We start from the raw sequence: 18897 nt of genomic DNA, 5'->3' as shown, positions 1-18897 counted from the left end.
AGAGATGTCCGTTCGCCGATTAGCACCGAAGGAAGTCCAGCCCGCGAGCTTTGCGTTCACGGAGGAGAACCTCGCATTCGCCCGGCAGCAGATCGCGAAATATCCCGAAGGCCGTCAGGCCTCCGCCGTCATCGCCATCCTCTGGCGTGCGCAGGAGCAGAACGAGGGTTGGGTGTCGGAAGCCGCGATCCGCGTCATCGCCGACATGCTCGACATGCCCTATATCCGCGTGCTGGAAGTCGCGACCTTCTACACCATGTTCCAGCTCGCCCCCGTCGGCAAGAAGGCCCACGTCCAGGTCTGCGGCACCACGCCGTGCCGGCTACGCGGCGCCGAGGATCTGATCCACGTCTGCGAGCACCGCATCCATCACGAGCCCTTCCATCTCTCCAAGGACGGCAATTTCAGCTGGGAGGAGGTGGAGTGCCTGGGCGCCTGCGTGAACGCGCCGATGGTGCTGATCGGCAAGGACACCTATGAGGACCTGACCAAGGAAAGCTTTGGCAAGGTGCTCGATGGCTTCGCTTCGGGCAATCCGCCCAAGCCCGGTCCGCAGAACGGCCGCCAATTCTCGGCGCCGATATCAGGACCGACCACGCTCAAGGAGATCACCTGATGCGTGATCTCGCCATAACCGGAGGGACCGCGGCCGTGAAGAAATGGGGCTTTGTCGCCATGCACGCCGCGATCGCGGCTGCTTTCATGTTCCTGCTGCAGCGTTTCTTCATGAACGCCTCGCAGGAGACCAGTCTGCTCTGGGCGCTGTTCTTCGCCGTCTGCGCCGCCGGACTTGCCTACAAGCAGTCCATTCGTTGATCGGAAAGCACTGATATGCTCGAGGACAAGGACCGCATCTTCAAGAACCTCTACGGCCTCCATGATTGGGGGCTCGAGGGTGCGCGGCGTCGTGGCGCTTGGGATGGCACCAAGAACATCATCGACAAGGGCCGCGACTGGATCATCAACGAGATGAAGGCCTCGGGCCTGCGCGGCCGCGGCGGCGCCGGCTTCCCGACCGGTCTCAAGTGGTCCTTCATGCCGAAGGAATCGACCGACGGCCGTCCGAGCTATCTCGTCGTCAACGCCGACGAATCCGAGCCCGGCACCTGCAAGGACCGCGAGATCATGCGGCATGATCCGCATCTGTTGGTCGAGGGCTGCCTGATCGCGAGCTTCGCGATGAATGCGCATGCCTGCTACATCTATGTCCGCGGCGAGTTCATCCGCGAGCGCGAGCGCCTTCAAGCCGCGATCGACCAGGCCTACGAGGCCAAGCTGATCGGCAAGGACAATCTCAACGGCTGGCCGTTCGACCTCTACGTCGCCCACGGCGCCGGCGCCTATATCTGCGGCGAGGAGACCGCGCTGCTCGAAAGCCTCGAGGGCAAGAAGGGCCAGCCGCGGCTGAAGCCGCCGTTCCCGGCGAATGTCGGTCTGTTCGGCTGCCCGACCACCGTCAACAACGTCGAGTCCATCGCCGTTGCGCCCGATATCCTGCGCCGCGGCGCGGCGTGGTTCGCCGGCATCGGCCGCCCGAACAATGTCGGCACCAAGCTGTTCTGCATCTCCGGCCATGTCGAGCGGCCCTGCAACGTCGAAGAGGCCATGGGCATCCCGTTCCGTGAGCTGATCGAGAAGCATTGCGGCGGCATTCGCGGCGGCTGGGACAACCTCAAGGCCGTGATCCCCGGCGGCTCGTCGGTGCGCATGGTGCCGGCCGAGCAGATCATCGACACGCCGATGGATTTCGATAGCTTGAGCAAGCTGCGCTCGGGCCTCGGCACCGCCGCGGTGATCGTAATGGACAAGTCGACCGACCTGATCCGTGCGATCGCCCGCATCTCCTATTTCTACAAGCACGAGAGCTGCGGCCAGTGCACGCCGTGCCGCGAGGGCACGGGCTGGATGTGGCGCGTGCTGACCCGCATGGCCGAAGGCCGCGCCCACAAACGCGAGATCGACATGCTGCTCGAGGTCACCAAGCAGGTCGAAGGCCACACCATCTGCGCGCTCGGCGACGCCGCGGCCTGGCCGATCCAGGGCCTGATCACGCACTTCCGCCACGAGATCGAAGCGCGCATCGACCAATATTCGCACAAGGCCGATGTCGATGACATCGGCGTCCGCGATCCCGTGAACATGGTCGCGGCGGAGTAAGAGACATGACCAAGCTCATCATCGACGGCAAAGAGATCGATGTCCCCGCCGAGTACACGCTGCTTCAGGCGTGCGAGGCGGCCGGCGCCGAGATTCCGCGCTTCTGCTATCACGAGCGGCTGTCGATCGCCGGCAATTGCCGGATGTGTCTCGTCGAGGTGAAGGGCGGCCCGAAGCCGGTCGCGAGCTGCGCCTGGGGCGTGCGCGATTGCCGTCCGGGCCCCAAGGGCGAGCCGCCGGAGATTTCGACGCGTTCGCCGATGGTGAAGAAGGCACGCGAAGGCGTGATGGAATTCCTTCTGATCAACCATCCCTTGGACTGCCCGATCTGCGACCAGGGCGGCGAGTGCGACCTGCAGGACCAAGCGATGGGCTATGGTGTCGACACCAGCCGCTTCGCCGAGAACAAGCGCGCGGTCGAGGACAAATATCTCGGCGCGCTGGTCAAGACCTCGATGAACCGCTGCATCCAGTGCACGCGCTGCGTCCGCTTTTCGGCGGAAGTCGCCGGCGCGCCCGAGATGGGCGCCACGGGCCGCGGCGAGGACATGGAGATCACGACCTATCTCGAGCACGCGCTGACGTCCGAATTGCAGGGCAACCTCGTCGACATCTGCCCGGTCGGCGCGCTCACCTCGAAGCCCTATGCCTTCGCGGCGCGCCCGTGGGAGCTCGGCAAGACCCAGTCGATCGACGTCATGGACGGCGTCGGCTCTGCGATCCGCGTCGACACCCGCGGCCGCGAGGTGATGCGGATCCTGCCGCGCATCAACGAGGCCGTGAACGAGGAGTGGATCTCCGACAAGACCCGGCACGTGGTCGATGGCCTGCGCACCCAGCGTCTCGACCGGCCCTATATCCGCGAAGCCGGCAAGCTGCGCGCAGCGAGCTGGACCGAGGCCTTCGCTGCGATCGCCGCCAAGGCGGCGCGCACCGACGGCAAGCGCATCGGCGCGATCGCAGGCGATCTCGCCGGCGTCGAGGAGATGTTCGCGCTGAAGGACCTGCTCGGCAAATACGGCTCGAGCAATCTGGCGGTGCAAGGCGGCGATGCCTTCGATCCCGCGCTCGGCCGCGGCTCCTACATCTTCAATCCGACGCTCGCCGGCGTCGAGCAGGCCGACGCGCTGCTCATCATCGGCGCGAACCCGCGGAAAGAGGCGGCCGTGTTCAACGCCCGCATCCGCAAGCGCTGGCGCGCCGGCGGCTTCAAGGTCGGCGTGATCGGTGCCAAGGCCGACCTGACCTATGATTTCGACCATCTCGGTGCCGGTACCGAGACGCTGGCCGAGCTCGCGGCCGGCAAGCATTCCTTCATGGACGTGCTGAAGAACGCTGAGAAACCGATCATCCTGGTCGGTGCGGGCGCGGCCGCCCGTCACGACGGCGCCGCCATTCTCGCCGCCAGCGCCAAGCTCGCGCTCGATGTCGGCGCAGTCAAGGACGGCTGGAACGGTTTTGGCGTGCTGCACGAGACCGCCTCGCGCGTCGGCGCGCTCGACATCGGCTTTGCCGCAACCAGCGGCGGCCTCAATGCTGCGCAGATGACGACCTTCGGCACGCTCGACTTGCTGTTCCTGCTCGGCGCCGACGAGATCAAGGCGCCGGACGGCACTTTCGTCGTCTATATCGGCACCCATGGTGATCGCGGCGCACACCGCGCCGACGTCATCCTGCCGGCGGCCGCCTACACCGAGAAATCCGCGATCTACGTCAACACCGAAGGCCGCGTGCAGATGACGGGCCGCGCCGCGTTCCCGCCGGGCGAGGCCCGCGAGGACTGGGCGATCATCCGCGCGCTGTCGGAAGCGCTCGGCAAGAAGCTCGGCTACGACTCGCTTGCGCAGCTGCGCCAGGCGATGTTCAAGGCCGTGCCGCATCTCATCCGTCTCGACCAGATCGAGGCCGGCTCGGCCGACCAGATCAAGAAGCTGGCGGGGAAGGGCGGCTCGCCCGAGAAGGCGCCGTTCAAGCCTCTGGTCGAGGACTTCTATTTGACCAACCCAATCGCGCGTGCGTCCGCCGTGATGGCGGAATGCTCGCGCCTCGCCTCCGGGCAGATGCTGACCGCAGCGGAGTGAGCGTGATCTGATGGAATTCTTCGAAAGCGCATTCTGGACCGGGTTCCTCTGGCCGCTGATCATCATGGTCGCGCAGAGCGTTCTCGTGCTCGTCGTCCTGCTGGTCGCGATCGCCTACATCCTGCTCGCCGACCGCAAGATCTGGGCGGCGGTGCAGATCCGGCGCGGCCCGAACGTGGTCGGCCCGTGGGGCCTGCTGCAGTCCTTCGCCGACCTGCTGAAGTTCGTGCTGAAGGAGCCGATCATCCCGGCCGGCGCCAACAAGGGCGTGTTTCTTCTTGCTCCCTTGGTCTCATGCGTGCTCGCGCTCGCCGCCTGGGCCGTGATCCCGACCAATCTCGGCTGGGTGATCGCCGACATCAATGTCGGCGTCCTCTTCATCTTCGCGATCTCGTCGCTGTCGATCTACGGCATCATCATGGCCGGCTGGTCGTCGAACTCGAAATACCCCTTCCTCGCCGCGCTGCGCTCGGCCGCGCAGATGGTGTCCTACGAAGTCTCGATCGGCTTCGTCATCATCACCGTGCTGCTCTGCGCCGGCACGCTGAACCTGACGGCGGTGGTCGAGGCCCAGCACGCGCGTGGCCTCGCCAGCCTGATCGGGCTGCCGCAGCTGACGATCCTGAATTGGTACGTCTGGCCGCTGTTCCCGATGTTCGTGGTGTTCTACGTCTCGGCGCTGGCGGAAACCAACCGTCCGCCATTCGACCTCGTCGAAGCCGAATCCGAGCTCGTCGCCGGCTTCATGGTCGAGTACGGCTCGACGCCGTACCTCTTGTTCATGCTCGGCGAGTATGTCGCAATCGTCACGATGTGTGCGCTGGCGACCATCCTGTTCCTCGGAGGCTGGCTGCCGCCGGTGGACCTGCCGCCCTTCAACTGGGTGCCGGGGATCATCTGGTTCTCGCTGAAATTGTTCTTCATGTTCTTCCTGTTCGCGATGGCGAAGGCGATCGTGCCGCGCTACCGCTACGATCAATTGATGCGCCTCGGCTGGAAGGTGTTCCTGCCGCTGTCGCTGGCGATGGTGATCGTGGTGGCCGGCGTGCTGCATTTCGCCGGCATCGCGCCGAAGTGAGGGCCGTCATGGGTATCAACGTCAACGCCACTGCACGCTCGCTTCTGCTGTCGGAATTCGTCTCGGCGTTCTTCCTCGCCATGCGTTATTTCTTCCAGCCGAAGCCGACGCTGAACTATCCGTTCGAGAAGGGCCCGATCTCGCCCCGCTTCCGCGGCGAGCACGCGCTGCGGCGCTATCCGAACGGCGAAGAGCGCTGCATCGCCTGCAAGCTGTGCGAGGCGGTCTGCCCGGCGCAGGCCATCACCATCGAGGCCGGCCCGCGCCGCAACGACGGCACCCGCCGCACCGTGCGCTACGACATCGACATGGTGAAGTGCATCTATTGCGGCCTCTGCCAGGAGGCCTGTCCGGTCGATGCCATCGTCGAGGGCCCGAACTTCGAGTTCGCGACCGAGACCCGCGAGGAACTCTATTATGACAAGGCCAAGCTGCTCGCCAACGGCGACCGCTGGGAACGCGAGATCGCCAAGGCGATCGAGCTCGACGCGCCGTACCGGTGAGGTGAGGGCATGATCCTTCCCGCGCTGTTCTTTTATCTCTTCGCCGGCGTCTGCGTCGCCTCGGCCGTGATGGTGATTGTCTCGCGCAATCCCGTGCACTCCGTGCTGTACCTGATCCTGGCCTTCGTCAACGCCTCTGGCCTGTTCGTGCTGATGGGCGCCGAGTTCCTCGGCATGATGCTGATCGTCGTCTATGTCGGCGCGGTCGCGGTGCTGTTCCTGTTCGTGATCATGATGCTCGACGTCGACTTCCTCGAGCTGCGCGAGGGCTTCATCGAGTACCTGCCAGTCGGCCTCGTGATCGGCGGCATCTTCATGTTCGAGTTGCTGCTCACCGTCGGCTTCTGGGTCATCAATCCCGGCGTCTCCAAGACGATCACGGCGGCGATCCCGGCCAACGTCAGCAACACCGAGGCGCTCGGTCTCGTGCTCTATACGAAGTACATCCACTACTTCCAGCTCTCGGGCATGGTGCTCCTGGTCGCCATGATCGGCGCCATCGTGCTGACGCTGCGCCACAAGGAGAAGGTCAAGCGGCAGGACATCAACGTTCAGAACGCGCGCACGCCCGACATCGCGATGGCGGTGCGCAAGGTGGCGCCGGGGCAGGGGCTCTCGGACGCGGATGCGGCGGAGTGGGTGAAATGACGATCGGGCTCGGACATTATCTGGCGGTCGGCGCGATCCTGTTCACGCTCGGCATCCTCGGCATCTTCCTGAACCGCAAGAACATCATCGTCATCCTGATGTCGATCGAGCTGATCCTGCTCTCGGTCAACATCAACCTCGTGGCGTTCTCGAGCTTCCTCGGCGACATCGTCGGCCAGGTCTTCGCGCTGCTGGTGCTGACGGTCGCGGCTGCCGAAGCTGCGATCGGTCTCGCCATCCTGGTGGTCTATTTCCGCAACCGCGGCTCGATCGCGGTTGAGGACGTCAATCTGATGAAGGGCTGAGCGCATGATCCGGAAAAGTGGACGCCGGTTTTCCGATCAGATCATGCGGAAAGAGTAAGTCATGGTTCAGGCAATTGTCTTTCTGCCTCTGCTGGGCGCCATTCTGGCTGGCCTGATCGCGCTGTTCGGCGCGCATGCCCGCAACCCCTCGGGCGACGAGCTCGAGCATCACGGCGACCACGGCCATGGCGCTCATGCCCATGCGTCCGACAAGATCAACGAGGATGCCTCCGTCATCCACGAGAGCCATCACGACGACGCTCACGACGATCACGGCCATGCCCCGACCGAGCCGCCGGCAGCGGGCTCGCGCGCAGCCGAGCTGATCACCACCGGGCTGCTGTTCGTCTCGGCGGCCTTGTCCTGGATGACGCTGGTCGACGTCGGCTTCATGCATCACGACTACAGGATCCAGCTGCTGCCCTGGATCTTCTCCGGCGATCTCCAGGTCTGGTGGACGCTGCGCGTCGATACGCTCACGGCCGTGATGCTGGTAGTGGTGACGACCGTCTCCTCGCTCGTGCACCTCTATTCCATCGGCTACATGGACGAGGACCCGAACCGGCCGCGTTTCTTCGGCTATCTCTCGCTGTTCACCTTCGCCATGCTGATGCTGGTGACGGCGGACAATTTGGTGCAGCTGTTCTTCGGCTGGGAAGGCGTGGGTCTCGCCAGCTATCTCTTGATCGGCTTCTGGTACCAGAAGCCGTCGGCGAACGCCGCCGCCATCAAGGCCTTCGTGGTCAACCGCGTCGGCGACTTCGGCTTCGCGCTCGGCATCTTCGCGGTCTTCATGCTGGTCGGCTCGACCGACTTCGAGACCATCTTCCACGCCGCGCCCGGCCTCACCGGCAAGACCATCAACTTCCTCGGCTGGCACGCCGACGCGCTGACCCTGACCTGCCTGTTGCTGTTCATGGGCGCGATGGGCAAGTCCGCCCAGTTCCTGCTGCACACCTGGTTGCCGGACGCGATGGAAGGCCCGACCCCGGTGTCGGCGCTGATCCACGCCGCGACCATGGTTACCGCCGGCGTCTTCATGGTGGCGCGCCTGTCGCCGCTGTTCGAGCTCGCTCCGAATGCCCAGGCCGTCGTGATGTTCTTCGGCGCGACCACGGCGTTCTTTGCCGCGACCATCGGCCTCGTCCAGAACGACATCAAGCGCATCGTCGCCTATTCGACCTGTTCGCAGCTCGGCTACATGTTCGTGGCGATGGGGGCGGGGGCCTATTCGGTCGGCATGTTCCACCTGTTCACCCACGCCTTCTTCAAGGCGCTGCTGTTCCTAGGCTCCGGCTCGGTGATCTACGCGATGCACCACGAGCAGGACATCCGCAACATGGGCGGCCTCTGGAAGAAGATTCCCTACACCTATGCGGTGATGGTGGTCGGCACGCTGGCGCTGACCGGCTTCCCGCTCACCGCCGGCTACTTCTCCAAGGACGCGATCATCGAGTCCGCCTACGCCTCGCACAATCCGTTCGCGGTGTACGGCTTCCTGATGACGATCATCGCCGCCGGCCTGACCTCGTTCTACTCCTGGCGCCTGATCTTCAAGACCTTCCACGGCGAGCCGCATGACGAGCATCATTACGAGGCCGCGCATGAGGCTCCGCTCTGGATCCTGATCCCGATCGGCGTGCTCGCAGTCGGCTCGTTCGTCGCCGGCCTGCCGTTCAAGGAGCTGTTCGCCGGTCACGGGGTCGAGGAGTTCTTCCGCGAGTCCGTGAAGATGAACCCGCACATCATCGAGGAGATGCATCACATCCCGCAGACCATCGCCTTCCTGCCGACGGTGATGATGGTGCTGGGCTTCCTCGTCTCCTACCTGTTCTACATCCGCCGGCCCTATCTGCCGGTCGAGCTCGCGAACACCCAGCCGATGCTGTACCAGTTCCTGCTCAACAAATGGTACTTCGACGAGCTCTACGACATCATCTTCGTCCGTCCGGCGAAGTGGATCGGCTACCAGCTCTGGAAGAAGGGCGACGGCTTCATCATCGACGGCTTCGGCCCCGACGGCGTCTCGGCCCGCGTGCTGGACGTCACCCGCAACGTCGTCAAGATCCAGACCGGCTATCTCTATCACTATGCATTCGCCATGCTGATCGGCGCCGCCGGCCTGATCACCTGGTTCATGTTCGGCTTTGGAGGCCAGTAAATGACAACCTGGCCCATTCTTTCGGTCACGACGTTCCTGCCCCTGGTCGGCGCGCTGATCGTCTATCTGAGCCGCGGTGACGACGAGGCGGCGCGGCGCAATTCGCGCTGGATCGCGCTCTGGACCACGCTGATCACCTTCGCGGTGTCGGTGATCCTGGTCATGCGCTTCGACCCCAGCAACCCCGACTTCCAGTTCGTCGAGAAGGCGAACTGGCTCGCCACCGGCATCACCTACCACATGGGCGTCGACGGCATCTCGCTGCCGCTCGTGATCCTCACCACCGCCGTGATGCCGTTCTGCATCGTCGCGAGCTGGAAGGCGATCACCAACCGCGTCCGCGAATACATGATGGCGTTCCTGATCCTGGAAACGCTGATGATCGGCACCTTCTCGGCGCTCGATCTCGTGCTGTTCTACCTGTTCTTCGAGGGCGGCCTGATCCCGATGTTCCTGATCATCGGCGTCTGGGGCGGTCCGCGCCGGGTCTATGCCTCGTTCAAGTTCTTTCTCTACACGCTGCTCGGCTCGGTCCTGATGCTGCTCGCCATCATGGCGCTGTACTGGAACGGCGGCACCACTGATATCCCGACCCTGATGCACACCGCGGTGCCGCGGTCGTTGCAGACCTGGGCGTGGCTCGCCTTCTTCGCGTCCTTTGCGGTGAAGATGCCGATGTGGCCGGTGCACACCTGGCTTCCCGATGCGCACGTCGAAGCACCGACCGCAGGCTCCGTGGTCCTCGCCGCGATCCTCCTGAAGATGGGCGGCTACGGCTTCCTGCGCTTCTCGCTGCCGATGTTCCCGCTGGCCTCGCACGACTTCGCGCCGCTGGTCTTCACGCTTTCGGCCATCGCCATCATCTACACCTCGCTGGTCGCCCTGATGCAGGAGGACATGAAGAAGCTGATCGCGTACTCCTCGGTCGCGCATATGGGCTTTGTCACCATGGGCATCTTCGCCGGCACCATGCAGGGCGTCGCCGGCGGCGTGTTCCAGATGATCTCGCACGGCATCGTCTCCGGCGCGCTGTTCCTCTGCGTCGGCGTCGTCTACGACCGCCTGCACACCCGCGAGATCGCGGCCTATGGCGGCCTCGTCAACCGGATGCCGCTCTATGCGATGACCTTCATGGTGTTCACCATGGCCAATGTCGGTCTGCCCGGCACCAGCGGCTTCGTCGGCGAGTTCATGACGCTGCTCGGCACCTTCAAGGTCTCGATCCCGACCGCGTTCTTCGCCAGCTTCGGCGTGATCCTCTCGGCGGCCTACGCACTATGGCTCTATCGCAAGGTCGTGTTCGGGGCGCTGGTTAAGCCGCAGCTGGCGAGCATGAAGGATCTCACCTTGCGGGAGTGCGTCATTCTATTCCCGATGATCGCGCTGACGATCCTGTTCGGCGTCTATCCGAAGCCGGTGCTCGACATGTCGGCCGCCTCGGTCCAGCAACTCGTCAACAATTACAACACCGCCGTGACGGCCGTGAAGGCCGCCGCACTGCTCCAGTGATCGGGCAGGTCAGGATATCGCCATGAGCTTTTCGACTGCAGGTTATCAACTGGCGCCGGTGCTGCCCGAGCTCGTGCTCGCGGTCGGCGCGATGGCGCTTCTGATGCTCGGCGCCTATCGCGGGCAGGAGACGACCAGGACCGTGACGTCGCTGGCGGTGGTGCTCCTGATCGTGGTCGGCGCGCTCGTCTACATGCAGCCCGCGGGAAAGCAGGTAACATTCGGTGGCAGCTTCATCGTCGACGACTTCGCCCGCTTCATGAAGATCCTGGCCCTGATCGGCTCGGCCGTGACGCTCGTCCTGTCGACCGAGTTCCTGTCAGACCCGTCGCGCCGGATTTTCGAATACGCCATCCTCGTGCTGCTCTCGACGCTCGGCATGATGGTGCTGATCTCGGCCGGCGACCTGATCTCGCTCTATCTCGGCCTCGAATTGATGTCGCTGGCGCTCTATGTCGTCGCGGCCTCGAACCGCGACAACGCCAAGTCGACCGAAGCCGGCCTGAAGTACTTCGTGCTCGGCGCGCTGTCCTCGGGCATGCTGCTGTACGGGGCGTCGCTGGTCTATGGCTTCACCGGCACGGTGAGCTTCACCGGCATTGCCGCGGCCGCGACGGTCTCGAATGTCGGCCTCGTCTTCGGCCTGGTCTTCCTGCTCGTCGGCCTCTGCTTCAAGGTCTCGGCCGTGCCGTTCCACATGTGGACGCCTGACGTCTACGAGGGTGCGCCGACCCCGGTCACCGCCTTCTTCGCGTCCGCGCCGAAGGTCGCCGCGCTCGCCGTCTTCACCCGCGTGACGCTCACCGCATTCCCCGGCATCGTCTCGCAATGGCAGCAGATCCTGGTCTTCGTGTCGATCGCCTCGATGGCGCTCGGCTCCTTCGCCGCGATCGGCCAGAGCAACATCAAGCGCCTGATGGCCTATTCGTCGATCGGCCACATGGGCTTTGCGCTGGTCGGCCTTGCCTCCGGCACGGTGGAAGGCGCACAGGGCGTGTTGATGTACATCGTGATCTATGTCGCGATGACGCTCGGCTCGTTCTCGATCATTCTCGCCATGAAGCGCAACGGTCAGGCCGTGGAGCAGATCAGCGATTTCGCCGGCCTGTCGCGCACCAATCCGCTGCTCGCCTTCATGTTCGCGATGCTGCTGTTCTCGCTCGCCGGCATTCCGCCGCTCGCCGGCTTCTTCGCCAAATGGTACGTCTTCGTCGCCGCCATCAAGGCGAACCTGTTCACGCTTGCCGTCATCGGCGTGCTGACCAGCGTTGTCGGCGCCTACTATTATCTCGCGATCGTCAAGACGATGTATTTCGACGAGCCGGCGGGCCGGGTCGATCCGGTCCGCATCGAAGTGCGGACGGTGCTGGCGGTCGCTGGCCTGTTCAACCTGCTGTTTGCGCTGTTCGCGGGGCCCGTGGTGAGCGTCGCCTCCGCCGCGGCAAAGTCGTTGTTCTAGGATGGCCTTCGCGCTCGGTCCTCGCGCATCGGCTGCGGGCTACAGGCTCGCGGCGTTCGAACGGACCGGCTCGACCAATACCGAGGCGATCGAACACGCCAGGGCCGGCGAGCGCGGCCCGATGTGGTTCGTCACGTCCGAGCAGACCGCCGGCCGCGGCCGGCGCCAGCGCGCCTGGATCGCGCCGCGCGGCAATCTCGCTGCCAGCATCCTCGAAGTCATGGACGTTGCCCCCGCCGTCGCCGCCACGCTCGGCTTTGCCGCGGGGCTGGCCGAGGAGGCGGCGCTGGAGAAGGTGAGCCTCGAGGCCGCGCTCCGTCTCGGCGAAGGCCGGCCCCGCTACGCGCTGAAATGGCCGAATGACGTGCTCGCCGGCGGCAAGAAGCTGGTCGGCATTGGCCTCGAGGCCGAGGCCGTCGGTGGCGGCCTTGCCGTCGTGGTCGGTATCGGGACCAATGTGGTCGCCGCGCCCGAGGGCACCCCGACGCCCGCGGTGTCGCTGGCCGCCCTCGGCGTCCAGATCAGCGCCGAGGAGCTATTCATGGCGCTGTCGGATGCCTGGGTCGAGTTCCGCGGCATCTGGGACAATGGCCGCGGCTTTGCCGAGATCCGCAGGCTCTGGCTGGAGCGCGCCGCCGGCCTCGGCGAAAAGGTTGCCATCCACACGGGAACCATGACGCTGGAAGGTGTTTTTGACACGATCGACGACACCGGCTGCCTGATCGTCCGCACCGCGGAGGGCCGCCTCGTGCCGGTGGCGGCCGGCGAGGTGTTCTTCGGCCCCGTCGCCTCGGTGGGAGCAGCGTGATGGCAAGGCCGGACGAATTGGTGTTTGCGCCGCTCGGCGGCGTCGGCGAGATCGGCATGAACCTGTCGATCTACGGCCTCGGCAACCGTCACCAGCGCGCCTGGCTTGCAGTCGATCTCGGCGTCTCCTTCGGCGATGAGGAGCATCTGCCCGGCATCGATCTGATCATGCCCGACATCTCCTTCCTGGAGAAGGAGCGCAAGAACCTGATGGGCCTCGTGCTGACCCACGCCCATGAGGATCATTTCGGCGCCATCATCGACCTCTGGCCGAAGCTGAAATGCCCGATCTACGCCACCAGGTTCAGCGCCGCGCTGTTCGAGGCCAAATGCGCCGCCGAGCGCAACGCGCCCGAGATTCCGGTCACCGTGGTGCCCTCAGGCGGCCGTGTCGATATCGGTCCGTTCAACGTCGAGTTCATTCCGGTCGCGCATTCGATTCCGGAAGCGCATGCGCTGGCGATCCACACCGACGCCGGCATCGTGCTGCACACCGGCGACTGGAAGATCGACCCGACCCCGACGCTTGGAGCCGCGACCGACGAGAAGCGGCTGCGGGAATTGGGCGAGCAGGGCGTGCTCGCCTTGATCGGCGATTCCACCAATGCCGTGCGCGACGGCCGTTCGCCCTCCGAGGCCGAGGTCGCCCGAACCATCATCGACCTCGTCAAATCCGCCAAGGGCCGCGTCGCGGTGACGACGTTCGCCTCCAACGTCGCCCGCGTCAAAGCGGTGGCTGACGCCGCGAGGGCCGCGGACCGCGAGGTCGTCGTGGTCGGCCGCGCCATGGAGCGCGTGGTGCAGGTCGCGCGCGAGACCGGTTATCTCGAGGGCGTGCAGAATTTCCGCTCGCCCGAGGTCTATGGCCACCTGCCGCAGGACAAGGTGCTGGCGCTGTGCACGGGAAGCCAGGGCGAGCCGCGCGCCGCGCTGGCCCGCATCGCCAATGACGACCATCCTGAAATCACGCTGAACCGCGGCGACAGCGTCATCTTCTCCTCGCGCACCATTCCCGGCAACGAGAAGGCGGTCGGCTCGATCATCAACAATCTGGTGCTGCAGGGCGTCGAGGTCATCACCGACCGCGATGCGCTGGTCCACGTCTCCGGCCATCCCCGTCGCGACGAGCTGCGCGATATGATCTCCTGGGTGAAGCCGCAGATCCTGATCCCGGTCCACGGCGAGGCCCTGCACTTGCATGAGCACGCCAAGCTCGCCCGCGCCGCCGGCGTGCCGCGCGTGCTGGTCTGCCGCAACGGTGACCTCGTCAAGCTCGGCCCGGGCGATCCCGGCATCGTCGGCGAGGTGCCGTCGGGACGTCTGTACAAGGACGGCACGATCCTGGAAGACTCCAAGTCCCGTGCCGTCGTGGAGCGGCGCCGCATGGGCTTTTCTGGCTGCGCCTTCGTCGCCATCGCCATGAACGCGCAGGGTGAGCTCGCCGGTGATCCCGAGCTCGATTTGGTCGGCATCCCCGAGAAGAACAGGGCCGGCGAGACCTTCGACGACATCGTCTTCGATGCCGTGATGTCGACCATCGAAGGCCTGCCGAGGGCGCGCCGGCGCGATCCGGACGCCTTGGCCGAGTCGGTGCGACGCGCTGTCCGGGCCGTGATCAACGAACATTGGGGCAAAAAGCCCCCCTGTCTGGTACATGTACTGACGGTATAGGGAGGGGAACATGTTGGGCCGGCTCAACCATGTCGCGATCGCGACCAGGGACGCGGTCAAGGCCGCGAAGATCTACGGTGCGGCCTTCGGCGCCCAGATTTCCGAGGCCGTGCCGCTGCCCGAGCACGGCGTCACCACCGTGTTCGCGACCCTGCCCAACACCAAGATCGAGTTCATCGAGCCGCTCGGCGAGGCCTCGCCGATCGCAAAGTTCATCGAGCGCAATCCCGACGGTGGCATCCATCACGTCTGCTACGAGGTCGTCGACATCATCGCCTCGCGCGACACGTTGGTGAAGGAGGGCGCGAGGGTGCTCGGCGACGGCGTGCCGAAGATCGGCGCCCACGGCAAGCCGGTGCTGTTCCTGCACCCGAAGGATTTCTCCGGCGCCCTCGTCGAGATCGAGCAGGCATAGGGCCGCGTCATGGCCATCCAGATTTCAACCTGGCTCGCGATCTATTTCGTACTCTGGTGGGTCATGCTGTTCGTGACGCTGCCGTTCGGCGTGCGCAGCCAGCACGAGGACGGTGTTGGCGCGCCCGGCACCGATCCCGGTGCTCCCATCCTCACCCGTATGGGGCACAAGCTGATCTGGACCACGATCATCTCGGCAATCGTGTTCGGCATTGGCCTTGCGGCCTATCATGCCGGCTATCTCTCGATCGAGCGCCTGTCGAAGATGATGGGAATGCCATTTTAAGTTTTGATTGGCGTTGTTATGGGGTCAAAAATGACATTTCAGCGTATCGTCATTGCGCTTCTGGTGCTGATCGTCGCAGGGCTCGGTGCCATCGGCTATTTCGAATGGCGGATGGCGGTGCAGGTGCGCACCCTGAAGGCGTTCGTTGAGGGCTATGTCTTCAACGAGGCCGTGCTGGCCTGCGAGCAGGCCAAAAGCTCGACGCCGTTCAAATGGAACGGCGGCAAGAGCACCTCGGTGATCGGCCTGAACTCGGTCAAGACGGACAAATACACGGTTAGCGCCAGCTACACGCTGGTCGCGGACAGCGTCTATTGCGACTACGATCCGATCAAGAGAAAGGCCGACATCGGCTCCAGCTTCCTGGAGCGGGAGACTTTCTAGCTAGATCGCGCGGCGCTGCCGGCCGGCGAAGAGACCGTAAACAAACAGCACGATGATCGCGCCGACCACGGCACCGATCAGGCCCGCACCCTCGCCAGGGCGATACCAGCCCAGCGCTTGCCCAAGATACGAAGCGACGAAGGCGCCGACGATGCCGAGGATGGTCGTCAGGATGAACCCGGACGGTTCATTGTCGCCCGGCATGATGAACTTGGCGATCACGCCGGCGAGAAAGCCAATGATGATGGTCCAGAGAATGCTCATGAGTACACCTTTTCGAGTTGAGCCGCTGCTTCTATGCGTCGGGCAGGCGTCCATCCGGCGTGTATTTGTCGATGGCGGAAGGAAGCTCGCGGGTTAGCCGTGAGACGATCTCCTCCTGGGAAAGCCCGGTCTGCTGCGCGAGCTTCTCAAGGACGTCGCTGCCGATGGCTTGCTTGAGCTCCGGCGGGGAGATCTCCTTGTTGGGGCCTGGCTTCACCCATGAATCGGCGATCTCGCCCTGCCCATTCTGGTTGAACCTCTCCAGGAGCTCGCCAATCCCGCCATTGAGCAGGCCCCCGATTCCGCCAGCGCCGAGCATGCCGCCGAGATTGCCGAGCATGCCTCCGAGCGGCTGCTGGCCGCCCGTGGACGAGCCGGCGCCGGCGCCTTTCAGCAGCTCCGCCAGCTTGTCGCGATTTTGATACCCGGCGATGGCCAGCATCGCCAGCAGGGCAGTCATGGAAGGCATTCCGCGGCTCATCGCTAGCTCCTTTTAGAAGGTCAGAAACCCAAAACCGTCTCAGCCTGCTTGGGTTCCTCAATCGACCAATAGGAGCTCGCGACCAAGCGTCCCAGCTTGGCCGCCACCAAAGCAGCGGGTGGCAGACAGCGTACATTGTGGCTACGATCCGATGAAAAGAATGGCCGGATCGGCTCGAGCTTGCCAGCATCGGGAGTAGCGATCCGGCCCAGACATGGGATGGGATCGCAATGACCGGGGACCGGGCAGGGGACTATCGGATTTTGCACGAGGCGGACTTGCGGGACTATCTCGCAGGCTTGCCTGATATCTCCGCGCTCCTTGGCGGCGAACCGGCGTCTTGGGCGATCACCGAGGTGGGCGACGGCAACCTCAACCTCGTCTTCATCGTCAAGGGCGCACGCGGCGGCATCGCCGTGAAGCAGGCGCTGCCTTACGTCCGCCTCGTCGGCGAGAGCTGGCCCTTGCCGTTGTCGCGCGCCCATTACGAGTATCTGGCGCTGTCGCGCCAGGCCCAGCTCGCGCCTAGCCTGGTGCCGGCCGTGCTGCATCACAACGAGACCCTGGCGCTGACCGTGATGGAGCTGCTCGAGCCCCACATCATCATGCGCAAGGGCCTGGTCGCGGCAACGCGCTATCCACGCTTCGTGGACGACATCACCACCTTCATGGCGCGGACGCTGTTCTTCACCTCCGACCTCGCGCTGTCAGCGGCCGAGAAGAAGGAGGCCATCGCGGCCTTTGCCGGCAACCATGCGCTCTGCAAGATCACCGAGGACCTGATCTTCACCGATCCCTACCGCATCGCCGAGCAGAACCGCTGGACCGCGCCCCATCTCGACGGCCTCGCCGCGCGCTTGCGCGAGGACCTGGAGCTGCATGTCGCTGTCTCCCGGCTGAAGCTGAAATTCATGGCGGGTCCGGAAGCGCTGATCCATGGCGACCTCCACACCGGCTCGATCATGGTCACGGATAGCCAGACCCGCGTGATCGACCCGGAATTCGCGTTCTACGGTCCGATGGGCTTCGACGTCGGCGCGGTGCTGGCCAATCTCCTGATGGCCTATTTCGCTTCCGCCGGCCACGAGCGCGCGCCGGGCGAACGGGCGGCATTCGAGGCCTGGGTGCTGGAGACGGTCGAGCAGGTCTGGACCGAGTTTACCCGAAAGTTCCTCGATCTCTGGCGGGCGGGAGGCACCGGCGATGCCTATCCAGTCTCGCTTTTCGCCGGCGAACAGGGTGCCGCGCGGTTGGAAGCCGAGCGACAAAGCTACATGCAACGCTTGTTCGCCGACGCTGTCGGCTTCGCAGCCGCAAAAATCATCCGCCGCATCTTCGGCCTCGCCCACAACATCGATTTCGAGCTGATCGAGGACCCGCGCACGCGGGCGGTCAGCGAAGCCCGTGCCGTGCGGCTGGCGAGGGCGATGATGGTGGAGACGGCGTCGTTCCGGACCATCGCGGATGTGACGAATGCCGCGCGAAAACTGCGGGACTGGATGCCGGAATTGTCGGGCTGAACCAGCCACATGATGACGCGCCCGCCCCACGCTCCGTCATTACGAGATGAGAGATCGTCCCCGGAACGTTAGTAAAGCCGCATCGGCAGCAGGACGCCGTCCGCGCCGGCCAGCAAACCCCAGGTCTCGTTGGCCGCGACCTCGAACTCCCGGCTCACTGCCGCTCCGCCATCCACCTTGAGGGTGACCTTGTACCTGCCGGGCGGCAGATCGAGCTTCTGGCTGTCCGGCAATTTGCCTGCGGCACCGTCGGAGTTCGCCAGTTCTTCGCCGGCGTGCGCCGCCAGATGGACGGCCTGGTCGGCGACGGTGATCACCGCCGCTTCATCCGTCTTGTTGCCGAGCATCAGCCTCACTTGCCCCGGCTTCGGCAGCAGGCCGATGGTCGCCGGAGCGAATTTGCGCCTCGACAGCTCGGCAATTGTCTTGCCGTCCTGACGTGAGAGCCGGAGCAGGAGCGGTCCCTCTCTCGTCAGGAACGTGATCACGGCCCGGTCCGGCTCTTCGAGCGCACCGTCTTTCTCCGTCCAGCCACGCTTGCCGAGTGCGTCGCGATAGAAGCCGATCACAGAAGCGAAATCGCGCGGCGTCTCGGCGTAGATCGACTGGATCTGCGGCGAATCCTTCGCCGTCGTGAGGGCCCAGCCTTCGGGCAGCGGCAGGCCGGTATGCTCGGAGAGCTTGGCTTCGAAACGCGCTCCCGCACCGCGTGCCATCATCCCGACGGGGATGCTGAGCAGTCGCTCGACGAAATTGTCCAGAGTGTCACGACTCCGGACCGCCCACCAGGTCTGGTCGACATTGTCGTTCAAGCCGGAGGTGCTACTCCAGCCGAACTGGATAGTGTCTGTCGCGCTCTCGCCACCGAGGCTGGCCCCGACCGGGCGCACCAACACGGCCGTCGCGGCGACCAGACCGGTGGCGAGCAGGGCAGCTAGCGTTCGGCGTTTCATTTTTGCGCCATCCCTTGGGGCTCAGATAATGATTCTGAGCTTGGTCGCGTCGATCACGAAAAATGTTCACCGATCCCGGTGGCCGCATGACGCACCGCGTCAATGCCCCTGCGGACTGCCTCAGGAACCGGCATCATTTGCCGTCAAAACGAAGCTTGCTTTCGGCAGGCGACGAATGATCAAATCACTCATCGGAATACGCCTGCGTCGGGGGGA

General features: G+C 64.7%; 20 protein-coding genes. 17 read left to right on the top strand and 3 right to left on the bottom strand.

From position 1 onward, the window contains the following. The first annotated feature begins 4 nt into the window (after nt 1-4). From nuoE to ACM43_RS03010, 16 genes are all read left to right on the top strand, one after another. Nucleotides 5-616 (top strand): NADH-quinone oxidoreductase subunit NuoE, encoded by a 612-nt coding sequence (nuoE, locus tag ACM43_RS03085; protein ID WP_271538019.1) that lies wholly within the window; start codon nt 5-7, stop codon nt 614-616. Next, a complete protein-coding gene (locus ACM43_RS03080; RefSeq protein ID WP_157283554.1) occupies nt 616-816 on the top strand; it encodes a hypothetical protein in 201 nt (66 codons plus the stop codon). Before nuoE ends, ACM43_RS03080 begins: the two co-directional genes overlap by 1 nt. A 15-nt stretch (nt 817-831) precedes the next feature. Beyond that, a complete protein-coding gene (nuoF, locus tag ACM43_RS03075) occupies nt 832-2157 on the top strand; it encodes an NADH-quinone oxidoreductase subunit NuoF (protein ID WP_036025343.1) in 1326 nt (441 codons plus the stop codon). A 5-nt stretch (nt 2158-2162) separates the two neighbouring features. Next, nucleotides 2163-4238: an NADH-quinone oxidoreductase subunit NuoG gene (nuoG, locus tag ACM43_RS03070; protein ID WP_271538018.1), complete on the top strand. Its 2076-nt coding sequence runs from the start codon at nt 2163-2165 to the stop codon at nt 4236-4238. Nucleotides 4239-4248: 10 nt separating this feature from the next. Then, entirely contained in the window at nt 4249-5316 is a 1068-nt protein-coding gene (gene nuoH / locus ACM43_RS03065) for an NADH-quinone oxidoreductase subunit NuoH (RefSeq protein ID WP_085969087.1), read from the top strand. 8 nt (nt 5317-5324) lie between these two features. After that, nucleotides 5325-5819 carry an NADH-quinone oxidoreductase subunit NuoI gene (gene nuoI, locus ACM43_RS03060; RefSeq protein ID WP_157283556.1) on the top strand — a complete coding sequence of 165 codons (495 nt, stop codon included), beginning with the start codon at nt 5325-5327 and terminating at the stop codon, nt 5817-5819. A 9-nt stretch (nt 5820-5828) separates the two neighbouring features. Next, nucleotides 5829-6467, top strand: a complete 639-nt coding sequence (locus tag ACM43_RS03055) for an NADH-quinone oxidoreductase subunit J (protein ID WP_036010173.1) — start codon at nt 5829-5831, stop codon at nt 6465-6467. Further along, entirely contained in the window at nt 6464-6772 is a 309-nt protein-coding gene (gene nuoK, locus ACM43_RS03050) for an NADH-quinone oxidoreductase subunit NuoK (RefSeq protein WP_036010170.1), read from the top strand. The genes ACM43_RS03055 and nuoK overlap by 4 nt, the downstream gene beginning before the upstream one ends. A gap of 61 nt (nt 6773-6833) precedes the next feature. Continuing rightward, nucleotides 6834-8933 carry an NADH-quinone oxidoreductase subunit L gene (gene nuoL / locus ACM43_RS03045; RefSeq protein ID WP_271538017.1) on the top strand — a complete coding sequence of 700 codons (2100 nt, stop codon included), beginning with the start codon at nt 6834-6836 and terminating at the stop codon, nt 8931-8933. After that, nucleotides 8934-10442, top strand: coding sequence for an NADH-quinone oxidoreductase subunit M (locus ACM43_RS03040; RefSeq protein ID WP_036025336.1), 1509 nt, complete (start codon nt 8934-8936; stop codon nt 10440-10442). It abuts the gene before it with no gap. Between the two features lie 22 nt (nt 10443-10464). Then, nucleotides 10465-11901, top strand: a complete 1437-nt coding sequence (gene nuoN, locus ACM43_RS03035) for an NADH-quinone oxidoreductase subunit NuoN (RefSeq protein ID WP_225113103.1) — start codon at nt 10465-10467, stop codon at nt 11899-11901. Nucleotide 11902: 1 nt separating this feature from the next. Continuing rightward, nucleotides 11903-12709, top strand: coding sequence for a biotin--[acetyl-CoA-carboxylase] ligase (locus tag ACM43_RS03030; RefSeq protein ID WP_036039011.1), 807 nt, complete (start codon nt 11903-11905; stop codon nt 12707-12709). Next, nucleotides 12709-14379 (top strand): ribonuclease J, encoded by a 1671-nt coding sequence (locus ACM43_RS03025; protein ID WP_271538016.1) that lies wholly within the window; start codon nt 12709-12711, stop codon nt 14377-14379. The genes ACM43_RS03030 and ACM43_RS03025 overlap by 1 nt, the downstream gene beginning before the upstream one ends. Nucleotides 14380-14389: 10 nt before the next feature. Beyond that, nucleotides 14390-14794: a methylmalonyl-CoA epimerase gene (mce, locus tag ACM43_RS03020; protein WP_157283560.1), complete on the top strand. Its 405-nt coding sequence runs from the start codon at nt 14390-14392 to the stop codon at nt 14792-14794. Between the two features lie 9 nt (nt 14795-14803). Continuing rightward, nucleotides 14804-15079 (top strand): DUF1467 family protein, encoded by a 276-nt coding sequence (locus ACM43_RS03015; protein WP_025036606.1) that lies wholly within the window; start codon nt 14804-14806, stop codon nt 15077-15079. Nucleotides 15080-15109: 30 nt separating this feature from the next. Continuing rightward, nucleotides 15110-15463 carry a hypothetical protein gene (locus tag ACM43_RS03010; protein ID WP_036025327.1) on the top strand — a complete coding sequence of 118 codons (354 nt, stop codon included), beginning with the start codon at nt 15110-15112 and terminating at the stop codon, nt 15461-15463. On the opposite strand, the gene ACM43_RS03005 is transcribed toward ACM43_RS03010, so the two are convergent. Both ACM43_RS03005 and ACM43_RS03000 read right to left on the bottom strand, forming a co-directional pair. Next, nucleotides 15464-15727 carry a GlsB/YeaQ/YmgE family stress response membrane protein gene (locus ACM43_RS03005; protein WP_024341246.1) on the bottom strand — a complete coding sequence of 88 codons (264 nt, stop codon included), beginning with the start codon at nt 15725-15727 and terminating at the stop codon, nt 15464-15466. Nucleotides 15728-15758: 31 nt separating this feature from the next. Then, complete coding sequence (locus ACM43_RS03000; protein WP_036025325.1) at nt 15759-16208, bottom strand: YidB family protein; 450 nt, start codon at nt 16206-16208, stop codon at nt 15759-15761. A 230-nt stretch (nt 16209-16438) separates the two neighbouring features. On the opposite strand from ACM43_RS03000, the gene mtnK reads away from it, so the two are divergent. After that, nucleotides 16439-17728, top strand: coding sequence for an S-methyl-5-thioribose kinase (mtnK, locus tag ACM43_RS02995; protein WP_271538015.1), 1290 nt, complete (start codon nt 16439-16441; stop codon nt 17726-17728). Nucleotides 17729-17796: 68 nt separating this feature from the next. On the opposite strand, the gene ACM43_RS02990 is transcribed toward mtnK, so the two are convergent. After that, nucleotides 17797-18681 carry a hypothetical protein gene (locus tag ACM43_RS02990; RefSeq protein ID WP_271538014.1) on the bottom strand — a complete coding sequence of 295 codons (885 nt, stop codon included), beginning with the start codon at nt 18679-18681 and terminating at the stop codon, nt 17797-17799. Nucleotides 18682-18897: the final 216 nt, after the last annotated feature.

The organism is Bradyrhizobium sp. CCBAU 45321, from assembly GCF_028128975.1.
Taxonomy (GTDB): domain Bacteria; phylum Pseudomonadota; class Alphaproteobacteria; order Rhizobiales; family Xanthobacteraceae; genus Bradyrhizobium; species Bradyrhizobium yuanmingense.
The sequence above is the reverse complement of the archived record's forward strand: the minus strand, read 5'-3'. Positions and strand labels throughout refer to the sequence as shown.